The sequence below is a fragment of the Bifidobacterium colobi genome, from assembly GCF_018555455.1.
Classification (GTDB): Bacteria; Actinomycetota; Actinomycetes; order Actinomycetales; family Bifidobacteriaceae; genus Bifidobacterium; species Bifidobacterium colobi.
Map to the genome: position 1 here is coordinate 173,329 of NZ_JAFEJU010000003.1, position 21,355 is coordinate 194,683.

At 59.3% G+C, this 21,355-nt stretch carries 13 protein-coding genes and 1 pseudogene; 1 reads left to right on the forward strand and 13 read right to left on the reverse strand.

Features of this window, described 5'->3' with window-relative positions; translation table 11 throughout:
* Both fruK and fruE read right to left on the reverse strand, forming a co-directional pair.
* Nucleotides 1-1,539, reverse strand: coding sequence for a fructose ABC transporter ATP-binding protein FruK (gene fruK / locus JS530_RS05395; protein WP_214376172.1), 1,539 nt, complete (start codon nt 1,537-1,539; stop codon nt 1-3).
* 139 nt (nt 1,540-1,678) lie between these two features.
* Nucleotides 1,679-2,659 carry a fructose ABC transporter ATP-binding protein FruE gene (gene fruE, locus JS530_RS05400; RefSeq protein ID WP_214376173.1) on the reverse strand — a complete coding sequence of 327 codons (981 nt, stop codon included), beginning with the start codon at nt 2,657-2,659 and terminating at the stop codon, nt 1,679-1,681.
* 287 nt (nt 2,660-2,946) lie between these two features.
* Between fruE and JS530_RS05405 the strand changes: the two genes are divergently transcribed.
* On the forward strand, nt 2,947-3,216 hold the full coding sequence (locus JS530_RS05405) for a hypothetical protein (RefSeq protein WP_214376174.1): 270 nt from the start codon (nt 2,947-2,949) through the stop codon (nt 3,214-3,216).
* 111 nt (nt 3,217-3,327) lie between these two features.
* Here the strand turns inward: JS530_RS05405 and JS530_RS05410 are convergent, their stop codons facing one another.
* The 11 genes and pseudogenes from JS530_RS05410 to JS530_RS05460 all read right to left on the reverse strand — a co-directional run bounded on the left by JS530_RS05410 (nt 3,328) and on the right by JS530_RS05460 (nt 21,159).
* A complete protein-coding gene (locus tag JS530_RS05410; protein WP_214376175.1) occupies nt 3,328-5,055 on the reverse strand; it encodes an LpqB family beta-propeller domain-containing protein in 1,728 nt (575 codons plus the stop codon).
* Complete coding sequence (gene mtrB, locus JS530_RS05415; RefSeq protein WP_217625456.1) at nt 5,052-6,809, reverse strand: MtrAB system histidine kinase MtrB; 1,758 nt, start codon at nt 6,807-6,809, stop codon at nt 5,052-5,054. Before mtrB ends, JS530_RS05410 begins: the two co-directional genes overlap by 4 nt.
* 65 nt (nt 6,810-6,874) lie before the next feature.
* Nucleotides 6,875-7,593 (reverse strand): annotated as a pseudogene (gene mtrA, locus JS530_RS10980) (MtrAB system response regulator MtrA).
* Nucleotides 7,594-7,666: 73 nt separating this feature from the next.
* Entirely contained in the window at nt 7,667-9,046 is a 1,380-nt protein-coding gene (locus JS530_RS05425) for a replication-associated recombination protein A (protein WP_214376176.1), read from the reverse strand.
* Nucleotides 9,047-9,109: 63 nt separating this feature from the next.
* On the reverse strand, nt 9,110-11,683 hold the full coding sequence (locus JS530_RS05430) for a DEAD/DEAH box helicase (protein WP_214376177.1): 2,574 nt from the start codon (nt 11,681-11,683) through the stop codon (nt 9,110-9,112).
* A gap of 289 nt (nt 11,684-11,972) precedes the next feature.
* A complete protein-coding gene (locus JS530_RS05435) occupies nt 11,973-15,809 on the reverse strand; it encodes a bifunctional metallophosphatase/5'-nucleotidase (RefSeq protein WP_240541104.1) in 3,837 nt (1,278 codons plus the stop codon).
* Between the two features lie 182 nt (nt 15,810-15,991).
* A complete protein-coding gene (locus JS530_RS05440) occupies nt 15,992-17,497 on the reverse strand; it encodes an acid phosphatase (protein WP_214376179.1) in 1,506 nt (501 codons plus the stop codon).
* 127 nt (nt 17,498-17,624) lie between these two features.
* Nucleotides 17,625-18,824, reverse strand: coding sequence for an amino acid ABC transporter permease (locus tag JS530_RS05445; protein WP_240541105.1), 1,200 nt, complete (start codon nt 18,822-18,824; stop codon nt 17,625-17,627).
* Nucleotides 18,825-18,827: 3 nt separating this feature from the next.
* Entirely contained in the window at nt 18,828-19,505 is a 678-nt protein-coding gene (locus JS530_RS05450) for an amino acid ABC transporter permease (protein ID WP_214376180.1), read from the reverse strand.
* On the reverse strand, nt 19,505-20,344 hold the full coding sequence (locus tag JS530_RS05455; protein ID WP_214376181.1) for a glutamate ABC transporter substrate-binding protein: 840 nt from the start codon (nt 20,342-20,344) through the stop codon (nt 19,505-19,507). Before JS530_RS05455 ends, JS530_RS05450 begins: the two co-directional genes overlap by 1 nt.
* Before the next feature lie 14 nt (nt 20,345-20,358).
* Entirely contained in the window at nt 20,359-21,159 is an 801-nt protein-coding gene (locus JS530_RS05460) for an amino acid ABC transporter ATP-binding protein (RefSeq protein WP_342590057.1), read from the reverse strand.
* Nucleotides 21,160-21,355 lie beyond the last annotated feature (196 nt).

A 21,355-nucleotide genomic window follows, 5' to 3' on the forward strand; every position in this document is an offset into this window, starting at 1 on the left:
TCACGCCTCCTTTCCGTTCACGTTGGTGTTAGCAATGGTTTCGACGATGGTCGCCTGGGAGACGGTGTCGCCGTTTTCGATTTCTGCGATCTTGTGACGATCCTTCAGGACCTCGATGTCGTCGGACAGACGCACGACCTCTTCAAGCTCGGAGGAGATGAAGACGACGCCCATGCCCTTGGCTGCGAGGTCGAGCACGACCTGCTGGATTTCGGCCTTGGCGCCGATATCGATACCACGGGTCGGCTCGTCGAGGATGAGCAGCTCCGGGTGGGTGGCCAGCCAGCGGCCGATCAGCACCTTCTGCTGATTACCACCGGACAGGTTCTTGATCGGGCGATCGGGGTCGCGCGGACGAACGTTGAGTTCCTCCATGTACTTGTCGACGATCGCATCCGCTTCCTTCTTCGGAATCGGGTTAAACATACCACGGGTGGCCTGCAGTGCGATGAGCATGTTCTGGCGAACGGTCAGGTCGCCGATGATGCCTTCGTCACGACGGTTCTCGGTAGAGTATGCGATCTTGTTCTTCAGGGCGGTGTACGGATCGGAGATGTTGACCTTCTTGCCGTTGAACTCGTAGGTGCCGGAATCCGGCTTGTCGGCGCCGAAGAGCAGACGGCCAAGCTCAGTACGACCGGAGCCCAGCAGGCCTGCGAAGCCGACGACCTCGCCCTTGTAGATGTCCAGATCAACCGGGTTGATGGTGCCCTTCTTGCCCAGACCCTTGACTTCGACCAGCGGCTTTTCGCCGGGTTCGATCTCACGACGGGACTTCTTGGCGCCGATCTGGGACAGCTCGGCGGCGGACTTACCAATCATCATGCCGATGAGCTCGTCACGCGGGGTGTCCTTGGTCATGACTTCCTTGATGAACTTACCGTTACGCAGGATGGTCAGACGGTCGGTGATCTCATAGATCTGATCGAGGAAGTGGGAGACGAACAGGATGGCCACGCCCGAGTCACGCACCTTGCGCATGATTTTGAACAGATCCTGCACCTCGTTGGCATCCAGCGAAGAGGTCGGCTCATCGAGAATCAGCACCTTGGCGTTGATGACCATGGCGCGGGCGATGGCGACCAGCTGCTGCATGGCGATGGAGATGGAGCTCAGCGGAGTGTGCGGATCGATGTTGTCCAGACCCATCTGGGCCAGGTAGGTCTTGGCGGCTTCGTGGGTCTTCTTCCAGTCGATGCCGAACGGGCCGCGCTTTTCGTGGCCAAGCATCACGTTCTCACCAACGGAGAGGTTGGTGCACAGGTTCACTTCCTGGTACACGGTGGCGATACCGGCGTTCTGTGCGTCCAGAGTACCGTTGAAGCTCTGCGGCTTGCCTTCCACGGTGATGGTGCCGGCGTCGATCTTGTACACACCGGTCAGAGCCTTGATCATGGTCGACTTACCAGCGCCGTTCTCACCCATGAGAGCGTGCACTTCGCCTGGGTAGAGGGTCAGGTCGACACCGTCCAAAGCCTTGACGCCCGGGAATTCAATCGTGATGCCCTTCATCACGACGATAGGGGTTTTATCAGTCATGTCTTTGCCTTAAACGAGAAGGGAATTGTTATCGTTTTGTGATATTTGAGCCGAACATGAGTGATGGTGTGGAAGGATCGTTCCTTCTCACACCATCACTACGAGTTCAGTTCAGTTATCGGTTGTGACAGCCGTGCTATCAGTAAGCGCGGGAGTTGCTGTCCAGGGCTTCCTTGGCGCTGGTGGCGTCGAAGGTCTTGGACTCAATCTGGATGTCCTTCTCAACCTTCTTGCCATCCAGGTAATCCTTGACGGCCTGAGCGGTTTCCTTACCGAAGATCGGGTTGTACTCGATCACGTAGGACAGATCGCCATCAACCAGAGCCTGCAGAGCGTTCTTGGTACCGTCGATGGTGATGATCTTGACCTTGCCCTTGAGGCCGGCAGCGTCAACAGCCTGAGCGGCACCGAGGCCCATCTCGTCGTTCTGGGCGAAGATGAACTGCGGGTTCTCGGACTTGTACTTGTCGAGCAGACCAGCGGTCACGGTCTTGGCCTCATCAGTGGACCAGTTAGCGGACTGGGACTCAAGAACCTTGATGTTGGATGCAACCTTGTCGGACCAGCCGGTGCCACGATCCTTCACCACGGACAGGCCTGCAGGGCCTTCCAGGATGAAGCCGTTGGCGCCGTCCGGGAAGTTCTTGTTGACGAACTCAGCAGCCTGCTGGCCAGCCCATTCGTTGGACGGTCCGATGTGGGAGACGATGGCCTTCTTGGCGTCGGCGTCCTTGACCTCGACGTTACGATCCACGGTGAAGACCGGAATCTCAGCCTCAGCGGCCTTCTTCAGGGAGTCATCCCAACCGGAATCCTCAGTGGAGGACAGGATGATGGCGTCAACTTCGTCGTTCACGAACTTGTTGAAAGCCTGAATCTGCTTCTGCTGATCGTTGTTCTGAGTCGGAGAGTAGACCAGATCAAAGCCTGCATCCTTGAATGCTGCCTTGATGTCGTTCTCGTTAGCGGTACGGAAGCCGCCCTCAGGACCAACGGCCACGAAGCCGACGGTCTTCTTGCCATCCTTGCTACCACCGGCGCTGCTAGAACCGCAAGCCGCGACACTCACCAGTGCTGCAGCCGAAACAACGAGGGCAATGGCCTTCTTCCAATTCTTCATGAATACTCCTCCTCGAGCAGTGTTCTCTGGATGTTCTTCCATCCACATTGATGACTTCGTGTCATCGACAATCTCAAGTATGGAGCGAACACGGCAAATGTTCAATCGTTAGCGGTAACAGTTTGATAACAGCTTTATAACAAATTGATAACAGTGGTCCGTAATAGGTGAAACTTGGCGGTTTTGTGCCGTTTATCCCTCATAATGGTATGTGGTTGCACAGCGGCAATGTCGCTTGCTGGCCAAGCGACATTGCCGCCGCCATACAGTACACAGAAAGGCAAACTATGGATACCGTTTTCCTTATCATCAAGCAGGTTGAGGGCGTCAAGCACCTGGCCGGCGTGGCCGCCACCATCGGCGATGCCGCGAAGCTTCTGGCCAAGTGGGAACCGGAGCGCCCGGATAACTTCAACTTCCTGGGTACCAAGGAAGAGTACGGCGTGACCCGTCACCTGTTCAATATTCCGTTCAACATGGAGTACCTGATCTACGAGGTCCCGATGAACTCCGAAGTGCCGGCCGAACTGTTCAAGAAGGAATACGGCGGTATCTGATCGCTGATTGCGGCATCGATCGAAAAACTCCCGGGTCCATCGCTCGGGAGTTTTTCTATGCCCTGATACCGCTCGATATCACTGCAGCATCACTGCAATATCACTGCAACATCACTGCGACCCCAGTGCGGAGACCTGACTATCGGCAATGGACCAGGAGCCGTCAAGGGAACCGGACACCGAACGTACCGTGCCGGTGTTATCGAGCACGGCAAGACGCCGGTACAAGCTGATCTGACCGGAAGCCATCGACACGATGGTGCCTTCGGGAAGCCGCTGGGCGACCGCGGGACCGGGCACGATCTGCCGGTAGGCGCTCTGCTTGGTACCATCCGAGGATGCGCCGGTGGCGTAGATGAGGTTCAGATCATTGTAGAAGGTCAGCATGCTCACATTGTTCACCACACTGACCTGGGATCCGGCTTTGCTCAAACCGGTCACATCATTGTTGGCATCCCTGATGATTCCGGTGATGGCTACGCCGCTCGACGCACCGCCATCGATGGCCACGGCAAGCCTGGAACCTTCGGTGGATACGTTCACCGAAGTCACGTGACCATCCGCGTCCAGCCAGGGAATCTCCAACTTGGAGGATTTGCCGTCACGGTATACGTAGAGTTCCTTGCCGTTTTGGCCCACGGCCCAAACCTCGCCGTTCAGTCCCGCGGTCAGCGAGCGTATGCGCGCGCCGCCAAACAGCACACCGCAGCTATCGCCATCGGAGCTCAGACATTCGGCCACACCATCGGCGCGCAGCACCGCTCCCCCATTCGTGGAGAACGCGAAACCGGATGCGTCATCGAATCCGGGCGCGTCCCCCACGCGCAGCGGACTGGAACTGGACAGCGAAACCACATGGCCGCCGGTCAACGTATAGACGCCCACCGCAGGCTGATCGGTGCTGAGCTTCATAGCAGCATCGGCATCCGAATAGTCCACGCCATCGCCGGTCACCTTGAGGTTGTAGCCGGAGTTGCCGTCTCCCAAAGTCAACCGGATGCGATGCACCAGCGTACTGCGATCTTCGTCGCTTAACGCGGTCATGCCTTTGGTCAGGCTCACCGTAACGGCTGAATCCTCTACCGGCACCGAATCCACCGCCAGCGAAACCGTGGACAGATGCTGCTCCTGGACGGCACCGTCTAGCCAGCTTGGCACTCCCCCAAGGATTTCGCGCACCGCCTGTGTACGCCAATTACGCCAACTGAGCCAGCGCACATCCGGCACCAGCTGTTTGCCGGACGATGAGACCTGATAGATGGAGACTTGACGGAACACCTGGTCGAAGTCGGCGGTGGATATCACCACACCGTTCTCCAACGACGAGATGCGCCACTGCCCTTTTTGCTTGATCAACGTGTAAGAAAGCCTGCGCGCTTGCGTATCCCGCATCGGCGTATACGATCCACGGGAGTCCAAAGTACCGACCACTTGGACTTCCACTTCCACGATCAGTGAGCTTTCCGCTCCTTGCGGCGCGGTCATGGTGTTGGCTCGACGGCGGAATTCGGGAGTGCCACTGTAGATCACTGCAGCGCCATCGCCGTTCCAGCTTGCGGAAGCCGAGGAGGCAAGAAACTCGCGCGCCACCTGATAGCCGTCTGACTGCACACCGGCTGGCATGGCATCATAGAATCCTTGCACAATCCCTTCCGGTTGGGCATCGTCCGTAGGCCCCTGTGGATTGGTGTACACCCGCTGGGTCTGTTGCTGCACGGGTGCCAGAGTTTGCACGCTGCCGCTGGTCGGTAGTGCCAGAGGACTGGAGCATGCGGCCAGTGTCGTGGCGCAGAGCGCTGCCGCGCAGGTGGCGAACGTCGCGCGTATCCGTCGGCTCATCGGGCACCGCCTTCCTCATCATCAGTAGCAGCATTGCCTGTTTCCGGTTCATCATGCCGGGGCATGAGCTGCTTCGATGCCAGAACCAGCGCGCTGCTGCGCTCTGCCACCGGGCTTTCCGCTACACCGAATCCTCCGGTGATCGAGAAATCATCCGCCGCTTCGCCGGCAAAGTCGACCGTCAGGTCGCTATCAGTCACTTCACCCTGTTCGGGGTCTCTGGGCAACAGCACGAGGAACCACGTACCTTCTCCCACCGCAGAGCGCACACGAATCGAACCATGATGCAGCAGCGCATCAGTCATGGAAATCGACAATCCCAGTCCAGTGCCGCCGGTGATACGCGAACGGGAGGGGTCGCCTCGCCAGAATCGATCAAAAATGTGCGCCACCGTGTTGGCATCCATGCCTACGCCGTAGTCGCGTACGCTGATGGCCACGGCTTTGCGATTGGCGGCAATGCGCACTTCAATCGGCTTGTCTTCGGCAAAGTCCACGGCATTGGCCAGCAGATTGCGAATGATACGGGTCACTCGGCGGGTATCCACCTTGGCAAGCACCTGAACATTGGGCAACATGGCGCGAATATCCACCTGCTTGGCCGCCGCGATGCCGGCAACCTGTTCGATTGCCGCGTTCACCGGATCGCGCACATCGGCATCGACCAAATCAAGTGCGGCATAACCGGCATCATAGCGGGAGATTTCCAGCAGATCGGCCAGCAAATCCTGGAATCGGTTGATTTGACCGGACAGCAGCTCGACGGTTCGCTGAGTGGCTGGGTCGAAGGAATCCTTCTTCATTTCCAGCAAATCCGAAGCCATACGCATCGTGGTCACCGGCGTGCGCAATTCATGGCTCACATCGGAAACGAACCGTTTCTGCGAGGCGCTGGCCTCCTCCAATTCATCGATTTTCTGATTCAACGAGTCGGCCATGCCGTTGAACGAGCGTTGCAGCACGCCAAGCTCGTCCTTGCGGTTCACGTCCACGCGGGTATCAAGGTTGCCGGAAGCCAAGGTTTCCGCCGCATAGGCCACATGTTCCACCGGGCGCACAATGCCGCGGATGACCATCCACATCACCACACCCACCGCGACCGACAGCAATGCGCATACGGCAAGCAGACTCAGCTGAATCTGCGTCAATGATTGCTGCTGTAACGCGTACGAATAAATGGCGAAGAACTCGAGGTTGCCGGCCGCCCCATAATCCAGCACCGTGCCCAAAACCGCTCCCGGCGTATCCGCACCCAATGCGTCCGATGAGATCGGCAGCTTGACCGGCTGATAGAACACGTTGCCGTTCAGGTCGGATGCCACGGCGGAGTGGATATCCGAGGTGATGACATCCTCATACGTGGGTTCGGTGGAAATAGGAATAATCGAACGAGCCGTCGATTCCCTGCTCCACATGTAGACGCCCACCAGATTCGAGGCGCCATCGGATTGCAGATTGGAGGCCAGATCGTTGACCAACTGCTGAATCTGCACGGTAGTGGTGGCATCCGAGGCGTCCAGCCCGGTCTGCGCCTGCTCCACCATATTGGAGAAGTCGGCTTGGGATTGTGACGTGGTTTGCGTCAGCAGCGAGGCGCGCACCGACACCATGGACACCGCGGAAAACACCACGGCAACGCATAGGGTCAGAATCACGGTGAGCGCCACGGTTCGGGCCTGCAGCGAACGACGCACTTCCGATCGGCCGTGGCGCAGCAGGCGTCGGAAACTGAAACTGAACCGATGGCGCGGCAATGGTGGCAGATGATGCGCGCTGCCGGCACCCCTCTGCGAATCAAGCGTGCTGGGAGTGGTCACGGTCAGCTCTCAGGCGTGACGAACTTGTATCCGATTCCTCGCACGGTTTGGATAATCTGCGGGTTTTCGGGATCGTCCTCCACCTTGGCACGCAGACGCTGGATGTGCACGTTGACCAGGCGGGTGTCGCCGGAGCTCTCATAGCCCCACACATCGTGCAGCAGCGAAGATCGGCTGATGGCTTCGCCGGCGGCCGCCGCCAATACGAACAGCAGCTCGAATTCCATCGGGGTGAGCCCCAGATCCTTGCCATCCTTGGTGGCGGTGTGTTCCAAGCGGTCGATGACGATGCTGCCACGCTCGAGATGATTCACATTGGCGGCATTGGAACCGGAGCCCCCTTCCGCCGTTCCTGCGGCAGGAGCCGCGATGCGGAAACGGGCGCGGATGCGCGCCAACAGTTCGGCGACCTTGAATGGCTTGGGCACGTAATCGTCGGCACCGGCTTCCGGCCGGCCACGACGTCCGTGGTATCCGACTTTGCGGTCAGCATAATAATCGGCACGTTTGAAGTCTGTCGAATACGGCGGGCGACCTGCGTGCCATCCAGTCCGGGAAGCATGACATCCAGCAGAATCAAATCCGGCTTGACGGTGGGGAACATTTCCACGGCACGCAACCCGTCCATACAGGTTACGGTCTGGAATCCTTCATTCTCCAGCACAAGGCTCAGCATTTCGCCGATGGCCTGATCGTCGTCCACGATGAAAATGACCGCCATGCCGTTCCACGCTCCTTGAGTCGTATATCCGCTCCCCTACACCGCTGAAAGCGTTCAACTGTTCCGTTATACTTTACCCCTTGTTCCCGTCTTCGCTGTGCAAGATCGGGCGAATCTTATTGAGCCGCTGGCTGACCTCATGCTCATATCCGCGATCATTGGGATGGTAATACTCGGTGCCACGCAGTATCTCCGGCATATATTCCTGCGGAGCCACAGCACCCGGCCAATCATGGGCGTACTTGTATCCCTCATGATTGCCCCATTCCTTCATGAGCTTGGTGGGTGCGTTCCTTAAGTACAACGGTACCGCGCCGATTTTGCCGGCATCCACATCGGCGAGCGCCTGATTGATGGCATTGTAGCTGGCGTTCGATTTTGGTGCGGTGGCCACGGCGATGGTGGCTTCGGCCAGAATGATCCGCGCTTCCGGCATACCGATCAGCGCCACCGCCTGCGCGGCGGCCACGGTGACCTGCAATATTTGGGGCGCCGCCATGCCGACTTCCTCGGCAGCGGCGATCATGATGCGGCGTGCAATGAACCGTGGATCTTCGCCGGCACGGAGCATGCGTGCAAGATAGTGAATGGCGGCATCCGGATCGGAGCCTCGCATCGATTTGATGAATGCGGAGATCACGTCGTAATGGTCATCACCGTCTTTGTCGTAGCGCACAGTGGCGGTGTCCATGACGTTGGCGACTACTTCAGAGGTGATCATTGGTCGATGTGCGCCTTTTTTACGCGCCTCGTCTCCGGTTACGGCTCCGGCTGCGGCTTCCAGAATGGTCAGGGATTTGCGGGCGTCGCCTCCGGCCATGCGCACGATGTCGGCGATGGCCTGATCGTTTGCCTTGACCTCGCCTTTGAGTCCGCGTTCACTGATGAGCGCGCGCTGCACCAGTTCGGTGAGTTGTTCAGGCTCCAATGATTCCAGCTTGACCACCACCGAGCGGGAGAGCAACGGCTTGATGACGGAGAAACTCGGGTTTTCCGTGGTGGCACCGATGAAGGTCACGTCACGGTTCTCGACGGCCGGCAGCAGCGCATCCTGCTGGGATTTCGAAAACCGATGTACCTCGTCGATGAACAGCACCGTCTCCTGCCCTTTGGCCACAAGGCGTTCGTGGGCGCGGTTCAACACGTCACGCACATCCTTGACGCCGGAGGTCACGGCGGACAGTTCCTCGAATACACGACCGGACTGGCCGGCCACGATGGTGGCCAATGTGGTTTTGCCCACCCCGGGAGGGCCGAAGAGAATCACCGAGCTTGGAGCGGTGAGACTGCCACGGCTCGCCGGATTGGCGAGACGGCGCAACGGCGAACCCTCCCCCAACACATGCTGCTGCCCGATCACCTCATCCAAGGTCCGCGGCCTCATGCGTACCGCCAGCGGACGGGTCAACGTCTCTGGCGCATCCATGGCCCCAAACAGATCTTGCTCACTCATAGTTCCATACTACCCCAGCGTTCGAACATGTGTTCGATATAGCATCGGCCTGCGGTCGATTCCTTAGTTGCCGACCCGGTAGTCATAGAAGACGACTTCGCCGGTTTCCTGGGTGGCATCGAGATCCACCGTGCCTTCGATGGCCCAGTCATGGTCGCCATCGGAATCATCGATGATCTGACGTACCTTCCATGTGTGCTCGTCCTGCTCATGGGTGTCGTCGAGCATGAACAGCTTGGGCGAGCGCGCATCCGCTCCGATGCCCACATACTCGTGTTCATCGTAGTAGTCGTCGAGCGCGTCCTCCCATTCGTGCACGCCATAACCCCAGTCCTTGTCAAGTGCGCCGAGCTTGTCTGGATCATCCAGATCCATAAGCTGCACACGGCGGAACAGGGCGTTTCTGACCAGCACGATCAGGCCGCGGCGGTCCTCCACCACTTGGTTCTTCTTGCCCGGGGCAGCCAGGGATGCGGCGGCTTCCGACTGGTCGGTGGAGTCTCCCGCGTTCTCCCACTCATCCACCAGCGAGGAGTCGATGGAGCGTACGAGCACACGCAGCCAGGAGATGATGTCCTTCAATTGTTCATCGCGCTTCTCCGGCGGCACCGTGCGGGCGAGCGTTCGGTAGGCATCGGAAAGATAGCGCAGCAACGTGCCTTCCGATCGTGCGATGTTGTAGCGGGCGATGTACCCGGTGAAGTCGGATGCGGTTTCCACCATGTCGCGCACCACGGATTTCGGGCTCAGATAATAATCATTCGCCCACGGCACATCATGCCGGTATTGCTCAAACGCGGCCTCAAGCATATCTTCCAAAGGCTTGGGGTAGGTGATTTCCTGCAGCTTGTCCATGCGTTCGTCGTAGTCAAGACCGTCCGCCTTCATATCGGCGAGCGCCTTGTCCCTTGCCTGACGTTCCTGGGCCCTGAGCACCTGCTTCGGATCCTCCAGCGTGGCTTCGGCCATCGAAATCACGTCCAGCGCATAGGTGTCGGATTCGGGATCCAACAGTTCCAATGCGGCGAGCAGGAAGGGGCTGAGCGGCTGGTCGAGCGCGAAGTCATCCGGCATATCCAAGGTCATGTAATAGTCCTTGCCACCATCCGGACGGTCTTCGGTTTCGATCACTTCCGTATCGAACAGTGTTTGGAAAATCTCATCGGCGCGCTGATGCAGATGCTCTTTCTGCTCCGGTGTCTGGGCGCTGTCTTCAATGAGATCCTCCACACGGGCGCGCGCATCGCCGCCTTGTGCCACTTCGTTCAAGACCATCGAATGGGTGATCTTCAAGTGCGGCACCAGAGTTTCCGGCTCCGCGTCGATGAGCTTGTTGAATGTGTTCTCATTCCAGGTCACGAAGCCTTCGGGCGCCTTCTTGCGCTTGATCTTCTTGAGCTTCTTCGGGTCGCCCCCAGCTTTGGCGATGGCCTTCTGGTTTTCGATCTCGTATTCGGGCGCTTCCGCAATCACCAGTCCTTCGGTGTCAAAGCCCATGCGGCCGGCGCGGCCTGCGATCTGGTGGAATTCACGAGCCCTGAGCCTGCGCATCTTCGTGCCGTCGAACTTGGTCAATGCGGTCAATACCACCGAGTGAATCGGCACATTGATGCCCACACCCAACGTATCGGTGCCGCAGATCACCGGCAGCAGACCTTGCTGAGCGAGCTGTTCGACCAATCGGCGGTAGCGCGGCAGCATGCCGGCATGGTGGATGCCCACGCCGGTGCGCAGCAATCGTTGCAGAATCTTGCCGAATGCCGTGGTGAATTTCACGCCTTTAATGGCTTCGGCGATGGCCTGACGTTGCTCCTTGCTGGAAACTCCGGTGGATGCAAGCGCCTGAGCGGTTTCCAGTGCGGCATCCTGGGAGAAATGCACGACGTAAATCGGTGTCTCGCCGTTACGGAAGGCGAGCTCCACGGTTTTCTCCAATGGATCAACGGTGTATTCGTAGCTCAACGGCACCGGACGCGGCGCATCGGCGATCACGTCCACATCCGGAGTGTCGTTCAGGTCCGCCAACTTATCGGCTACGGCATCCACATTGCCGAGCGTGGCGCTCATCAGCAGGAACTGGGTCTGCGGCAGGGTCAGCAGCGGCACCTGCCATGCCCAGCCGCGTTCCGGATCGCCGTAGTAGTGGAATTCGTCCATCGCCACCATGCCTACATCGGCATGCGTGCCTTCACGCAACGCCTGATTGGCGAGAATCTCAGCCGTGCAGCAAATAATCGGCGCATCTGCGTTGATGTGGCTGTCGCCGGTGATCATGCCTACGTTTTCGCGGCCGAACACTTCCACCAGATCGAAGAATTTTTCCGAAACCAGTGCCTTAATAGGAGCCGTGTAGTAGGAGCGTCGGCCTGTGCACAGCGCGGCGAAATGCATGCCGAGCGCCACCAGCGACTTGCCGGAGCCGGTCGGGGTATTCAAAATCACATGATCGCCGGCCAGCAAATCCATAATGGCTTCTTCTTGGTGTGGCCATGGCTCGATGCCCTTGGTGTCCTCAACCCAACCGAAGAAGCGTTCATAGATGTCGTCGGCCGTGAGGTTGCGTTCTCGCTCGTCCCCATCCCATTCGGGTGCCAGTCGTCCCAAAGAGCCGTATGCTTGTTCCTTCTCGTCAGTCATGGCTCCTAGCTTACTAGCAGACACAGGAGGCTATCGCCCTATACCGCGACGCAATCCCCGGAATCCAGCACACAAGCACACTCCACACGACGCATTCCCCGGAATCCGTCTCAAAACACCCCCAAACACACCACCTCAGCGACGCAATCCCCGGAATCCAACGAAAAACAGGGTGTTTGCAGCAATCGCATTACCACTGCGACTTGCCGCAAACACCCTGTTGGGAAGTGCCAGGATAACAACATCACGCTGTTATCGTCCGGCACCTATGCTCGCGTACTGGTTTGCGTTACTTGCTTGCGCCATTGCGGCGCTTCACCGCGAGCACCGTGCCGCCGGCTGCCAACACCAGTGCGATGGCGGCGATCGGCGCGATGGCGGCGCCGGTGCTTGCCACGGATTTCGCCGTGGTCTTGCCGGCATCGTTCTTGCCTGGCTGCTGAGTGCCGCCGTTGGATCCATTGGCGATGGTCAGCGGCAGCGTCACCGTGGTCTTATTGGTGGCGCCAACCACGGTCAGCGTCACGGTGCCAGCCTTGACATCAGCCGGGATTGTAACCTTGAGCGCGGCGGTATCACCGTTGGTGACGGCCGCTTCGCCCACGTTCTTGCCGTTGATGGTGGCGACCAGCTTGGTTTCCGCAAGCACCCCAAGCGAGGTCAGCGTGAGCTTGGAGAAGTTCAGCGTGAACGAATCGCCGGCCTTGAGTGAACCGGTCGGGAGACCGGTTACGGCCACTGCACGGCGGTCATAGCGCGGTGCGACCGGCTTGTTCTTGCCGAGGTATTCGATCCACGCGTCGCGGTCGACCAGACCGGAGTCGCGCGTATCGGCGCCTTGGGCGAAGACACGGAAGTTATCGCCGCCCTGCAGCAGGAAGCTGAAGGAGCCGATGCGGTAGTTCTTCTTCAAGTCGAGCGGCTTGCCGTTCACCGTCACCGAGGTGATGTGATGGCCTTGCGCGGCATTCGGATCGTAGGTGTACGAAACGTTGTGCGAGAGTCCAAGCTGCAGGTACGGGCGCGATGGCGTGGTGCCATCCGTGGTGGTCTGCCACTGCTGTTCCAATGCCTCCTTGAACTGCGCGCCGGTTAAGGTGGTGGTCCATAGGTTGTTGAGGAACGGCAGCACGGCGTTGGCCTGCGCGTAGGTGATGTCACCGTTCGTCGCCAGCGAGCACTTCTCATTGTCGCCGGTCTTGCACAGTTCGGCACGCAGACCGCCGGGGTTCACCACACCGATTTCGGCACCGCCGCGGTCGGCGCTGGACAGCGAGTCGAGCAGTGAATCGGCCACCAGGTTGCCGAGTGTGGATTCTGAGCCGCGGTCATCACGCTGGCCATCCTTGAACGCGGTGGTGATGTCGGCGGAAACCTTGCCCACCACCTTATTGCCTTCCTCGGTGCCCTTGGTCACGGCCGCATCCACGATGTCCTTGACCTTCTTGACGGCCTCGTCGCCGGATTGGGCGAGTTCGTCATCCGACTTGCTGGCGTCCACCGCCACATTGCCGGACTTCTCATAGGTCACGGTCTTCGTGGTCTTGTTGTAGGCAAGCACCACTTGGCCGACGTTGGCGGCATAGCTGCCGGTCTGGATGATCGGACGACCGTTCTTTGCCGGATCGGTGTAGGAGTACTTCACATGGGTGTGGCCGGTGAAAATGGCGGCGACGGAAGCATCCGTGTCATCAACGATGTGCTTGAACACCGGGCTTGCGGCCTTCTGCTCATCGAGAGTCGGCTTACCAGTGGTGTCATCCTCATTGCTGGGTGCGCCTTCATGGTATTCGGCCACGATCACATCGGCTTCGCCATTGGAATCGTTACCGTCGGTCAGCTGCTTGGCTACACGGTTCACCGCTTCCACCGGATCGCCGAACTGCAGGTCCTTCACACCATTCGGCGATACCAAGGTCGGCGTTTCCTGGGTGACTGCACCGATGATGCCCACGCGTACGCCGTCATTGTTCTGGATGCTGTATTCCTGGAGGGCCGGCTTGCCATCGCTCTTGCGGTACACGTTGGCGCCCAGATAATCCCACTTGGCGTTACGCTTGTTTTCCGGCCCGATGACGCGGTTCACCAGATCGTCGTAGCCCTGATCGAATTCATGATTGCCCACGGAGGAGGCCTTCAAATCCAAGGCGTTGAGCACATCGATGGACGGCTGGTCCTTTTGCACGGAGGAGTTGAACAGGGATGCGCCGATCAGATCACCGGCACCGAGCAGCAGCGAATTGCCCGGGTACTGGGCCTTCAACTGTTCCACAGTTGCCGCGAACGGCACGGTCAGGTTCTTGTCGATGCGCCCGTGGAAATCATTGGTGTTCAGCAGGTTGATGGTGGTCGTATCGCCTGATGCGGCCTTGCCGACTTCCAGCCATCCCTCACGCAACGAGTGACCATTAGTCACGCCATCATCCGACCAGAACACCGGCTTGTAGGTCTTGCCGTTCACCACCTTGGTGGCTTCGGCATCCGGAGTCACGGCATAGCCTTCGGAATTCTGCGTGGCAATCTCGCTTGGCGTCGCGGTCAGCTTGGTCAATGCAAGCGTACCGTCCTGCTGGAATTCGTAGGTGCCGATCTTCGCGCCGGTGTTCGCATCATTGTCGCCTTCGGCGATGAGCTGCTCATGTTCGGCATCCCAGAACAGATCACGAGGACCCGAGTAGCCGGCATCGGTAGCAGCCTTGGGCAGCGGAATCTGCGCCACCGGGTAGGCGACGTCCTGTCCGCCTACCGTGGCGAGTGCGAATGCGTAAATGCCACCGGTCTTCTCCAATGCCGCGAAGAAGATGCCGCCGAAATCATTGGCGGTTCCCTGCGGATTATAGGCGTGCACGTTGTTCGGATCCAGGTTCGACTGGAACTTGTTGGCCAGCAGCACGGCATCCGGGATGAATGCCACACCTTCCACACCAAGATTGGCATCGTCGCCGTTGTCCAGCTGCACGCCGAACTGGGTGAGCGCGCTCTTCAAATCCCATTCGTGTGTGGCGGTCAGATCCTCGGCGCCATCACCATTGGTATCGGTTGCGGCTTTGGTCACATCGTATTCGAGGATGGAGGGAACCGGCACCTTCTTGTCTTCATTGTTGCGTTCGGCACCAATGAACACGCCCTTGCTGGAGTCCAGTACACCGTTGGCGTTCGGCAGCAGCGTGATGCCTTCGGAATCCACGCCGCCCTGACCGTTCTTGAAGTGCAGCTGCTTGCCGCCCTTCGTCTTGCCGTCCTTGGTGAAGGTCCAGCCATCTGCCGGATCCTGCTGCCACTTGCCGTCCTTGTAGACGAACTTGTTGATGGAGCCTGCGCCCTTGGGACCGGTGACGCCCAGTGTCGGGTTCAGATCATTGTCGGCAGCCCACAGCGTACCTTCCGCACCATTGGCGCCCGGCTCATAGACCAGACCAGAGAGGTTGCCGTCGGTATGGTCACCGGTGGCCTGTCCTGCACCGAACTCATCGACGCCGTCAAGGGCGGTCACGTCGGCAAGACCCGGCCAGGCATCCACGGTGAGTTGGCCGCTGCCTGGATTGCTGGGATCGGTACCCGGATTGCTGGGATCGGTGGTGGAGTCGCCTTCCTTAGTCATGCCATCGGCATCGGTGTTGGCCACATAGACCGCGTTCTTATCATCGCCGCTCCAGCTGAAGCTCAGCACCAGCTTGCCGGATTTGTCGTAGACGCGAACCTTATCTTCCTTGCCGAGGCCGATGCCGGCAAGCTGGTCGAGATTGAACTGCGCCTCGCCGGCAGCCGCAACGGTGGTGCCGTCCGGCACTGTGTAGGTATGGTCCGCACTGTCTTTGTCATCGCGGATCAGGTAGCCGGAAATATCCACGGCAACAGTGTTCTTGGAGCCGATGGTTACCGTATCGGTGCCCACATCGATGCGCTTCAAATACAGTGCTGTGGTTTCATCTTTGATGATGTCGTCAGCGGCGGCAGTCGTCGCTGGAGCCGTCGCCGCAGGTGCTGGTGTCGGAGTCTGTTCGGCAAACGCCGAGGGTGCCATGCCGGCCAATCCCGCCAATGTGGCGATGGATGCGACGAGGGCGATGGCACGAGACGCGCCTCGTCTCAAATCACCTCGCCGCAAATCGTAGTGTTGATGCATTGCTCGATCCCCTTCCTCGGTTGACCATGAGCGGATCGCCAAGGTGGCTTTCCGCTGAGCATTCATGGACTTAATGCCGAGCGTAAGGAGCGAACATGAACCGGATGCCCTATGCACACGAATACAGGGAATCCGCAAGTTGAACTCTGGCCGAACTTTCGTGGCTGGATGCCGGCCAAACGTTATTGCCGCTTTCCGCGCACGCGAAGCAGCACACCAACCAGCGCGGCGGCGATCGCGCCTACGGCCACGGCAATCAGCGCAGGCTTCTGCACCTCATGTAGTGTGGCCAGATCGGGGCCGGCCGGTGCTGCGCTGTTCTCCCCCGCCGCCTTATCCGAAGCGGGATGGTTGCCATTATCCGCGTACTGCGCGTTCACCACGCTCGGACCGGTGAGCGTCACCTGATCGGCCGACTCGACCTTGGTCACGTCGCCGTTCTTGTCGAGCGTCACCCGCGCGCACAATGCCTTGGCCCAGTTGATGCGCTGCCAACCATCCGAGGACTTCCACAGCGGGTAGCCGGAGTCCAAGGCGGTGGCTTTCAAAATCGCGTTGCGCTGATCGGCGTGCAGCTGCGGGTATGCGAGCCGCAATACATCCGCCGCACCGCGCGGTGCCGTGAACGCCGCTCCTGCTTCGGACTTGACTTGCGGGAACGTGTACGTCATGCGGGCAGTGTAGACGCGCACCGCCGAAGCCTGATCTTTGACCGGTTCGGTGGCTACCGGGTCAACGAAATCGTTGGTATAGCCGCCGGCGGTGGTGGCCTTGAGGTTGGCGATGCATTCAGGCAAGGTGTCGCCGTGATGGTCGGCTTGGCACCGTTCGGTCAGATAATCGCGCAGCTGACGGGTGGCGGGAATAATCGACGACGCGAATTCATTGTGCCAGTACTGTCCGTTTTGCGCGGAGGCGCCAATGCGCCCGCCCATAATATCGAGCGGATAATGCACGCCGAGCACAATGCGATTGTTGCCCGCCTCCGACGTGCGCGCCATGATCTGCGGGGCGAGTTCGGGAATCATGCCGGCGAGCGCAATGCCCCACGAATATGCCATGGTGGTGTGGCCGGACGGGTAGGAGCTGTTCTTTTGCAGTGTGGAATAGCCGGGGATATGTTCCAACCAGGATGGCGACTGCTGGATATCCAGTGTTGCCGGCAGGCCCGCCAGATCATTGGTGCCGCCCAAGGTGCTTTGCGAACGATCCAGATAGGGACGCGGATGCATGGCCGCACGCTTGGATTGGAAGGTGGACGCCACGTTGAATTTGAAGAGGTCGGATACCTTGTTGAGCTTGCCTTGCTTGAATCCTTCGCTCATGTATTTGCCGAGCACTGGCCCCAGCGAATCCGGCATGGTTTCCTCGCCGTACAGGTCGGAGTCGATCAGCGCGCGCTTGCGTTGCGCGGTCAAACCGTTCTTATCCGCTCCTTTGGCTCCCAAATGATTGATGGTGACTGCCAGATCCTCATCGAGTTTCATGGTCGTGGCATCGAGCACTTTGCCGCCATGCTCGGCATCCACGGGTGCCTGCCAGTAATCCTTCTCATAGTCGGAAAGCAACGCCACCCAGTCCGGGTTCGGCAGTTCGTCGGCTTGGGCGGTGACTGAGACCGCGCCCAAGGCCAGTGGCAGACAGATGGCGATAGCAAAAACGGAGGATAGATTCCGGAACGTACTCATACGTTCCAACCTATCCTCCGTTTGCCTACGTAGCGGCACAGCCAATAGAACACTCGGTGAACTCTTCGTGCCGACTTAGCCGGAGCTTAGTCACGCGAGCGTCTTCAGCCATCAGTAGCAGTCAGCCTCAGATCTTCGGCTTGCCTCCGAACTGTACATGGCCTTTGCCGATATCGTTGCCATGCTTGAACACGGTTCCATGATCGGCCTGCTCATGTTCGTTGGAGGAAAGCTTCGGATTATTGGCTTTGGGACTTGCCGGCTTACCGGTGTCGCGTTCCTTCTTATCCTCGGCTTCCGGATGGGCCACGTCGTAGCCCTGCTCGTACTTGGTTCTACGCCAGTTGCGAATCGAGGCGTTGGTGCCACGGTGGTGCACATGGTACTTGCGCGGCGTGCCACCGAGCGGCAGTTCCTCGACTTCCTTGGCCACAGCGATCTGGTTCACGTTCGAAGCGTCGCCGGCTGCGATGGGAGCGACCGGTTCGGGCTCGGCGGGCGCGGCTGTACGCTGCTGCATACGCTCGGGCAGCCATTCGGCGAGCCTGGAGAGCAGCCAGCAGGCGATGAAGTAGATGACTGCGGCCATGACCAGTGTCTGCAGAATGTTGAAGTACATCGAGCCGAGTCGGCGGGATTCCTGCAGCAGGTCGGTGTACATGATGATGGAGCCCAGTGCGGTATCCTTCAACACCACAACCAGCTGGGTGACGGCGGCCGGCAGCATGGCGTAGACGGCCTGCGGCACTTCGATTTCCATCAGCGATTGGGTTTCGGTCAGACCCAAGGCAAGCGAAGCCTCACGCTGGCCACCGGGCAGGTTGCCGACACCGGATCGCACCAGTTCGGCGACCACCGAGCCGTTGTAGAGCACCAAAGCCAGCACCACAGCCCAATAGGACGGGCTGGGCAGGCCGGCGAATGCGAACCATCGCCAGAAGAAGATCATCAGCAGCAGCACCGGCACCGCACGGCAGAATTCGACGATGACCGCGGAAATGCCGCGCAGCAGCGGGTTCGGCAGCAGTCGACCAACACCGAACACCAAGCCGAATGCCACGGCACCGACCACGGCGAGCACGGTGGCCTTGATGGTCATCCACAGTCCCGGCAGGTAGAAGTCGGTCCAAGCTTCGCGCTCGACTGCCGGCTTCCACAGCTCCCAGCTCAACTGGTTTTCGCCGTCCGGCGGATTATGCAGACGCATGAGAATCAGCACCAGCACCACAGCGAAGAGGAAGCCGGCGACCCAGTTGATGATGCGAATAGTGCGGCGGCCCTTGGGACCGGGGGCATCAAACAGTACGGAATTAGCAGTATCGGCCATTGGTCACCTCCTCACGGCGAGCTTGTTGGACAGGTACGTGGTCAGCATGCCGATCGGGATGATCAGAATCACGTAACCGAATGCGAAGATCAGGAAGATCTGGATGATTACATCCGGACGGAATTCAATCATCTGGCTCATCAGCGATGAGGTTTCGGTGGATACCGATGCGGCGGCGGCCACGGTGGAGTTCTTCAGCAGTGCGATCAGCGTGTTGCCGAGTGGTGCCACCGAGCCGCGGAAAGCCTGCGGCAGAATGATCTCAGTGGCGGACTGCATGAAGCCCAAGCCCAGCGCGCGTGCGGCTTCTGCCTGACCCAGCGGCACGGTGTTGATGCCGGAGCGCAGGGATTCGCAGACGAACGCGGCCGTGTAGAGGCTCAGGCCCGTCACGGCCAGCCAGAAGAAGTTCGTGGCGAACGTGTCGGAGAAGCTCAACTTCAACTGCGCGTAGGCACCGAGCACCATGAACACCATGATGATGGTCAATGGCAGGTTCTTGAACAGTTCCACATAGGCACCGGCCACGGCGCGCAACGAGGAGATCGGGGAAATGCGCATCACCACGAGGATGACGCCGAGAATCATGGAGAACAATGCGCTCCACAAGGTCAGTTCGATGTTGACCAGGAATGCGCCCAGCACATCATACTGGGAGAAGAGTTCCAGGAATCCGTTCATCAGGCGTCCTCCCCTTCATCCGGAGTGGGCGGGTTGTAGCGCACGTCGGGCGTGTAGTTGGTGCCCTTGGTATTGTCGCTGATGGCGTTCTCCCACGAACCATCTTGAATCATGTCCACAATGGCGTTGTTGATCTTCGTGGCGAACTGCGTATCGCCCTTCTTGATGCCCACGCCATAGTATTCCTGGGTGAACGGCTTACCGACCACGCGGAGCTTGCCACGGGATGCGGAAGCCAGGCCGGCCAGAATAATGTCGTCGGTGGTCACCGCGTCCACGATGCCGGAGAACAGTGCGGTGGCGCATTCGGCGTAGCCGGGCTGCTCCATGAGCTGGACCTCGGATGCGAACTTCTCCTTGACGGTTGCCGCTGAGGTGGAACCGGTCACGGAGCACAGTCGCTTGCCGTTCAGATCTTCCGGGCCGTTGATGGACTGATCGTCCTTGCGAACCAGAAGATCCTGACCGGCCACGAAGTACGGGCCGGCGAAGGAGACGGCCTTCTTGCGTTCGTCCGTAATGGAGTAGGTGGCGAGAATCATGTCCACATCGCCGTTCTGCAGCATGGCTTCACGCTGCTTGGACGGGGCTTCCCTCCAAATGATCTCATCCTCGGAGTAGCCGAGCTTCTTGGCGATGTACTTGGCCACATCCACATCGAAGCCCACATAGGTGCCGGACTTCTTGAAGCCCAGACCCGGCTGGTCGAACTTGATGCCGATGCGGATCTTGCCGGCTTCGTCCTGCCCGCATGCCGCGAGCGACATGGTGCAGGCCAACGCGCAGGCAGCCGCGATAATGCGCCCGGCGGTGCGTTTGAATCGTTTGCTCAATGTCATACGTGCCCCCTTGTTCAGTGGGTGAGGATCTTCGAGAGGAAGTCCTTGGCACGGTCGGTCTGAGGATGCTCGAAGAACTCGTCCGGAGTGTTCTCTTCAAGAATCTGGCCGTTGGCCATGAACACGATGCGGTCGGCGGCCTTGCGAGCGAAGCCCATCTCGTGGGTCACGCAGATCATCGTCATGCCCTCGTGGGCGAGTTCGACCATGACGTCCAGCACTTCGTTGACCATTTCCGGATCGAGCGCGGAGGTCGGCTCGTCGAACAGCATGACCTTCGGGCGCATGGCGAGTGCGCGGGCGATGGCCACACGCTGCTGCTGGCCGCCGGACAGCTGGGACGGCATTTTGTTGGCCTGGCTGGCCACGCCGACGCGGTCGAGCAGATCCATGGCGAGCCGTTCGGCTTCCTTCTTGTCCATGTGACGCACCTTGATCGGGGCGAGCGTCACGTTTTCAAGAATGGTCTTGTTGGCGAACAGGTTGAAGGACTGGAACACCATGCCCACTTCGGCGCGCAGGCTGGCAAGCTCCTTGCCTTCCTGCGGCAGCGGCTTGCCATCGATGCGGATATCGCCGGAGTCGATGGTTTCGAGTCGGTTGATGGTGCGGCACATCGTGGACTTGCCGGAGCCGGATGGTCCGACCACTACGAGCACTTCGCCCTTGGTCACAGTGAGGTTGATGTCTTTCAGAACATGGAGGTCACCGAAGTGCTTCTCCACGTGAGTCAGTTCGACCAGCGGTCGTCCTGCAGGTTCATTGCCCGGCACCAGCGGTGCCACAGGGCGTGCTTCTTCTTGTTTCTCTGACATAAGCGGTCAGTATAACCGCACTGTGTTACCGAAATAACACTTGCTAGACGAATGGTGTTCACTATGTGAGACCATCACGCCCAAATTGCGCAACATAGATGCCGTGAACGCTCACAGATCTAGTGCAGAGGTGGGCAACTCGTTTGGCATACGATGGTGCGTCTCACCATCAATGAAGTATGGCATCGCGAGCGTT

Bases quoted from the DNA above. Each gene is read 5' to 3' on its own strand.
- fruK (WP_214376172.1), bottom strand. From the start codon at position 1,539: ATGACTGATAAAACCCCTATCGTCGTGATGAAGGGCATCACGATTGAA.
- fruE (WP_214376173.1), bottom strand. From the start codon at position 2,659: ATGAAGAATTGGAAGAAGGCCATTGCCCTCGTTGTTTCGGCTGCAGCA.
- JS530_RS05405 (WP_214376174.1), top strand. From the start codon at position 2,947: ATGGATACCGTTTTCCTTATCATCAAGCAGGTTGAGGGCGTCAAGCAC.
- JS530_RS05410 (WP_214376175.1), bottom strand. From the start codon at position 5,055: ATGAGCCGACGGATACGCGCGACGTTCGCCACCTGCGCGGCAGCGCTC.
- JS530_RS05425 (WP_214376176.1), bottom strand. From the start codon at position 9,046: ATGAGTGAGCAAGATCTGTTTGGGGCCATGGATGCGCCAGAGACGTTG.
- JS530_RS05430 (WP_214376177.1), bottom strand. From the start codon at position 11,683: ATGACTGACGAGAAGGAACAAGCATACGGCTCTTTGGGACGACTGGCA.
- JS530_RS05435 (WP_240541104.1), bottom strand. From the start codon at position 15,809: ATGCATCAACACTACGATTTGCGGCGAGGTGATTTGAGACGAGGCGCG.
- JS530_RS05440 (WP_214376179.1), bottom strand. From the start codon at position 17,497: ATGAGTACGTTCCGGAATCTATCCTCCGTTTTTGCTATCGCCATCTGT.
- JS530_RS05445 (WP_240541105.1), bottom strand. From the start codon at position 18,824: ATGGCCGATACTGCTAATTCCGTACTGTTTGATGCCCCCGGTCCCAAG.
- JS530_RS05450 (WP_214376180.1), bottom strand. From the start codon at position 19,505: ATGAACGGATTCCTGGAACTCTTCTCCCAGTATGATGTGCTGGGCGCA.
- JS530_RS05455 (WP_214376181.1), bottom strand. From the start codon at position 20,344: ATGACATTGAGCAAACGATTCAAACGCACCGCCGGGCGCATTATCGCG.
- JS530_RS05460 (WP_342590057.1), bottom strand. From the start codon at position 21,159: ATGTCAGAGAAACAAGAAGAAGCACGCCCTGTGGCACCGCTGGTGCCG.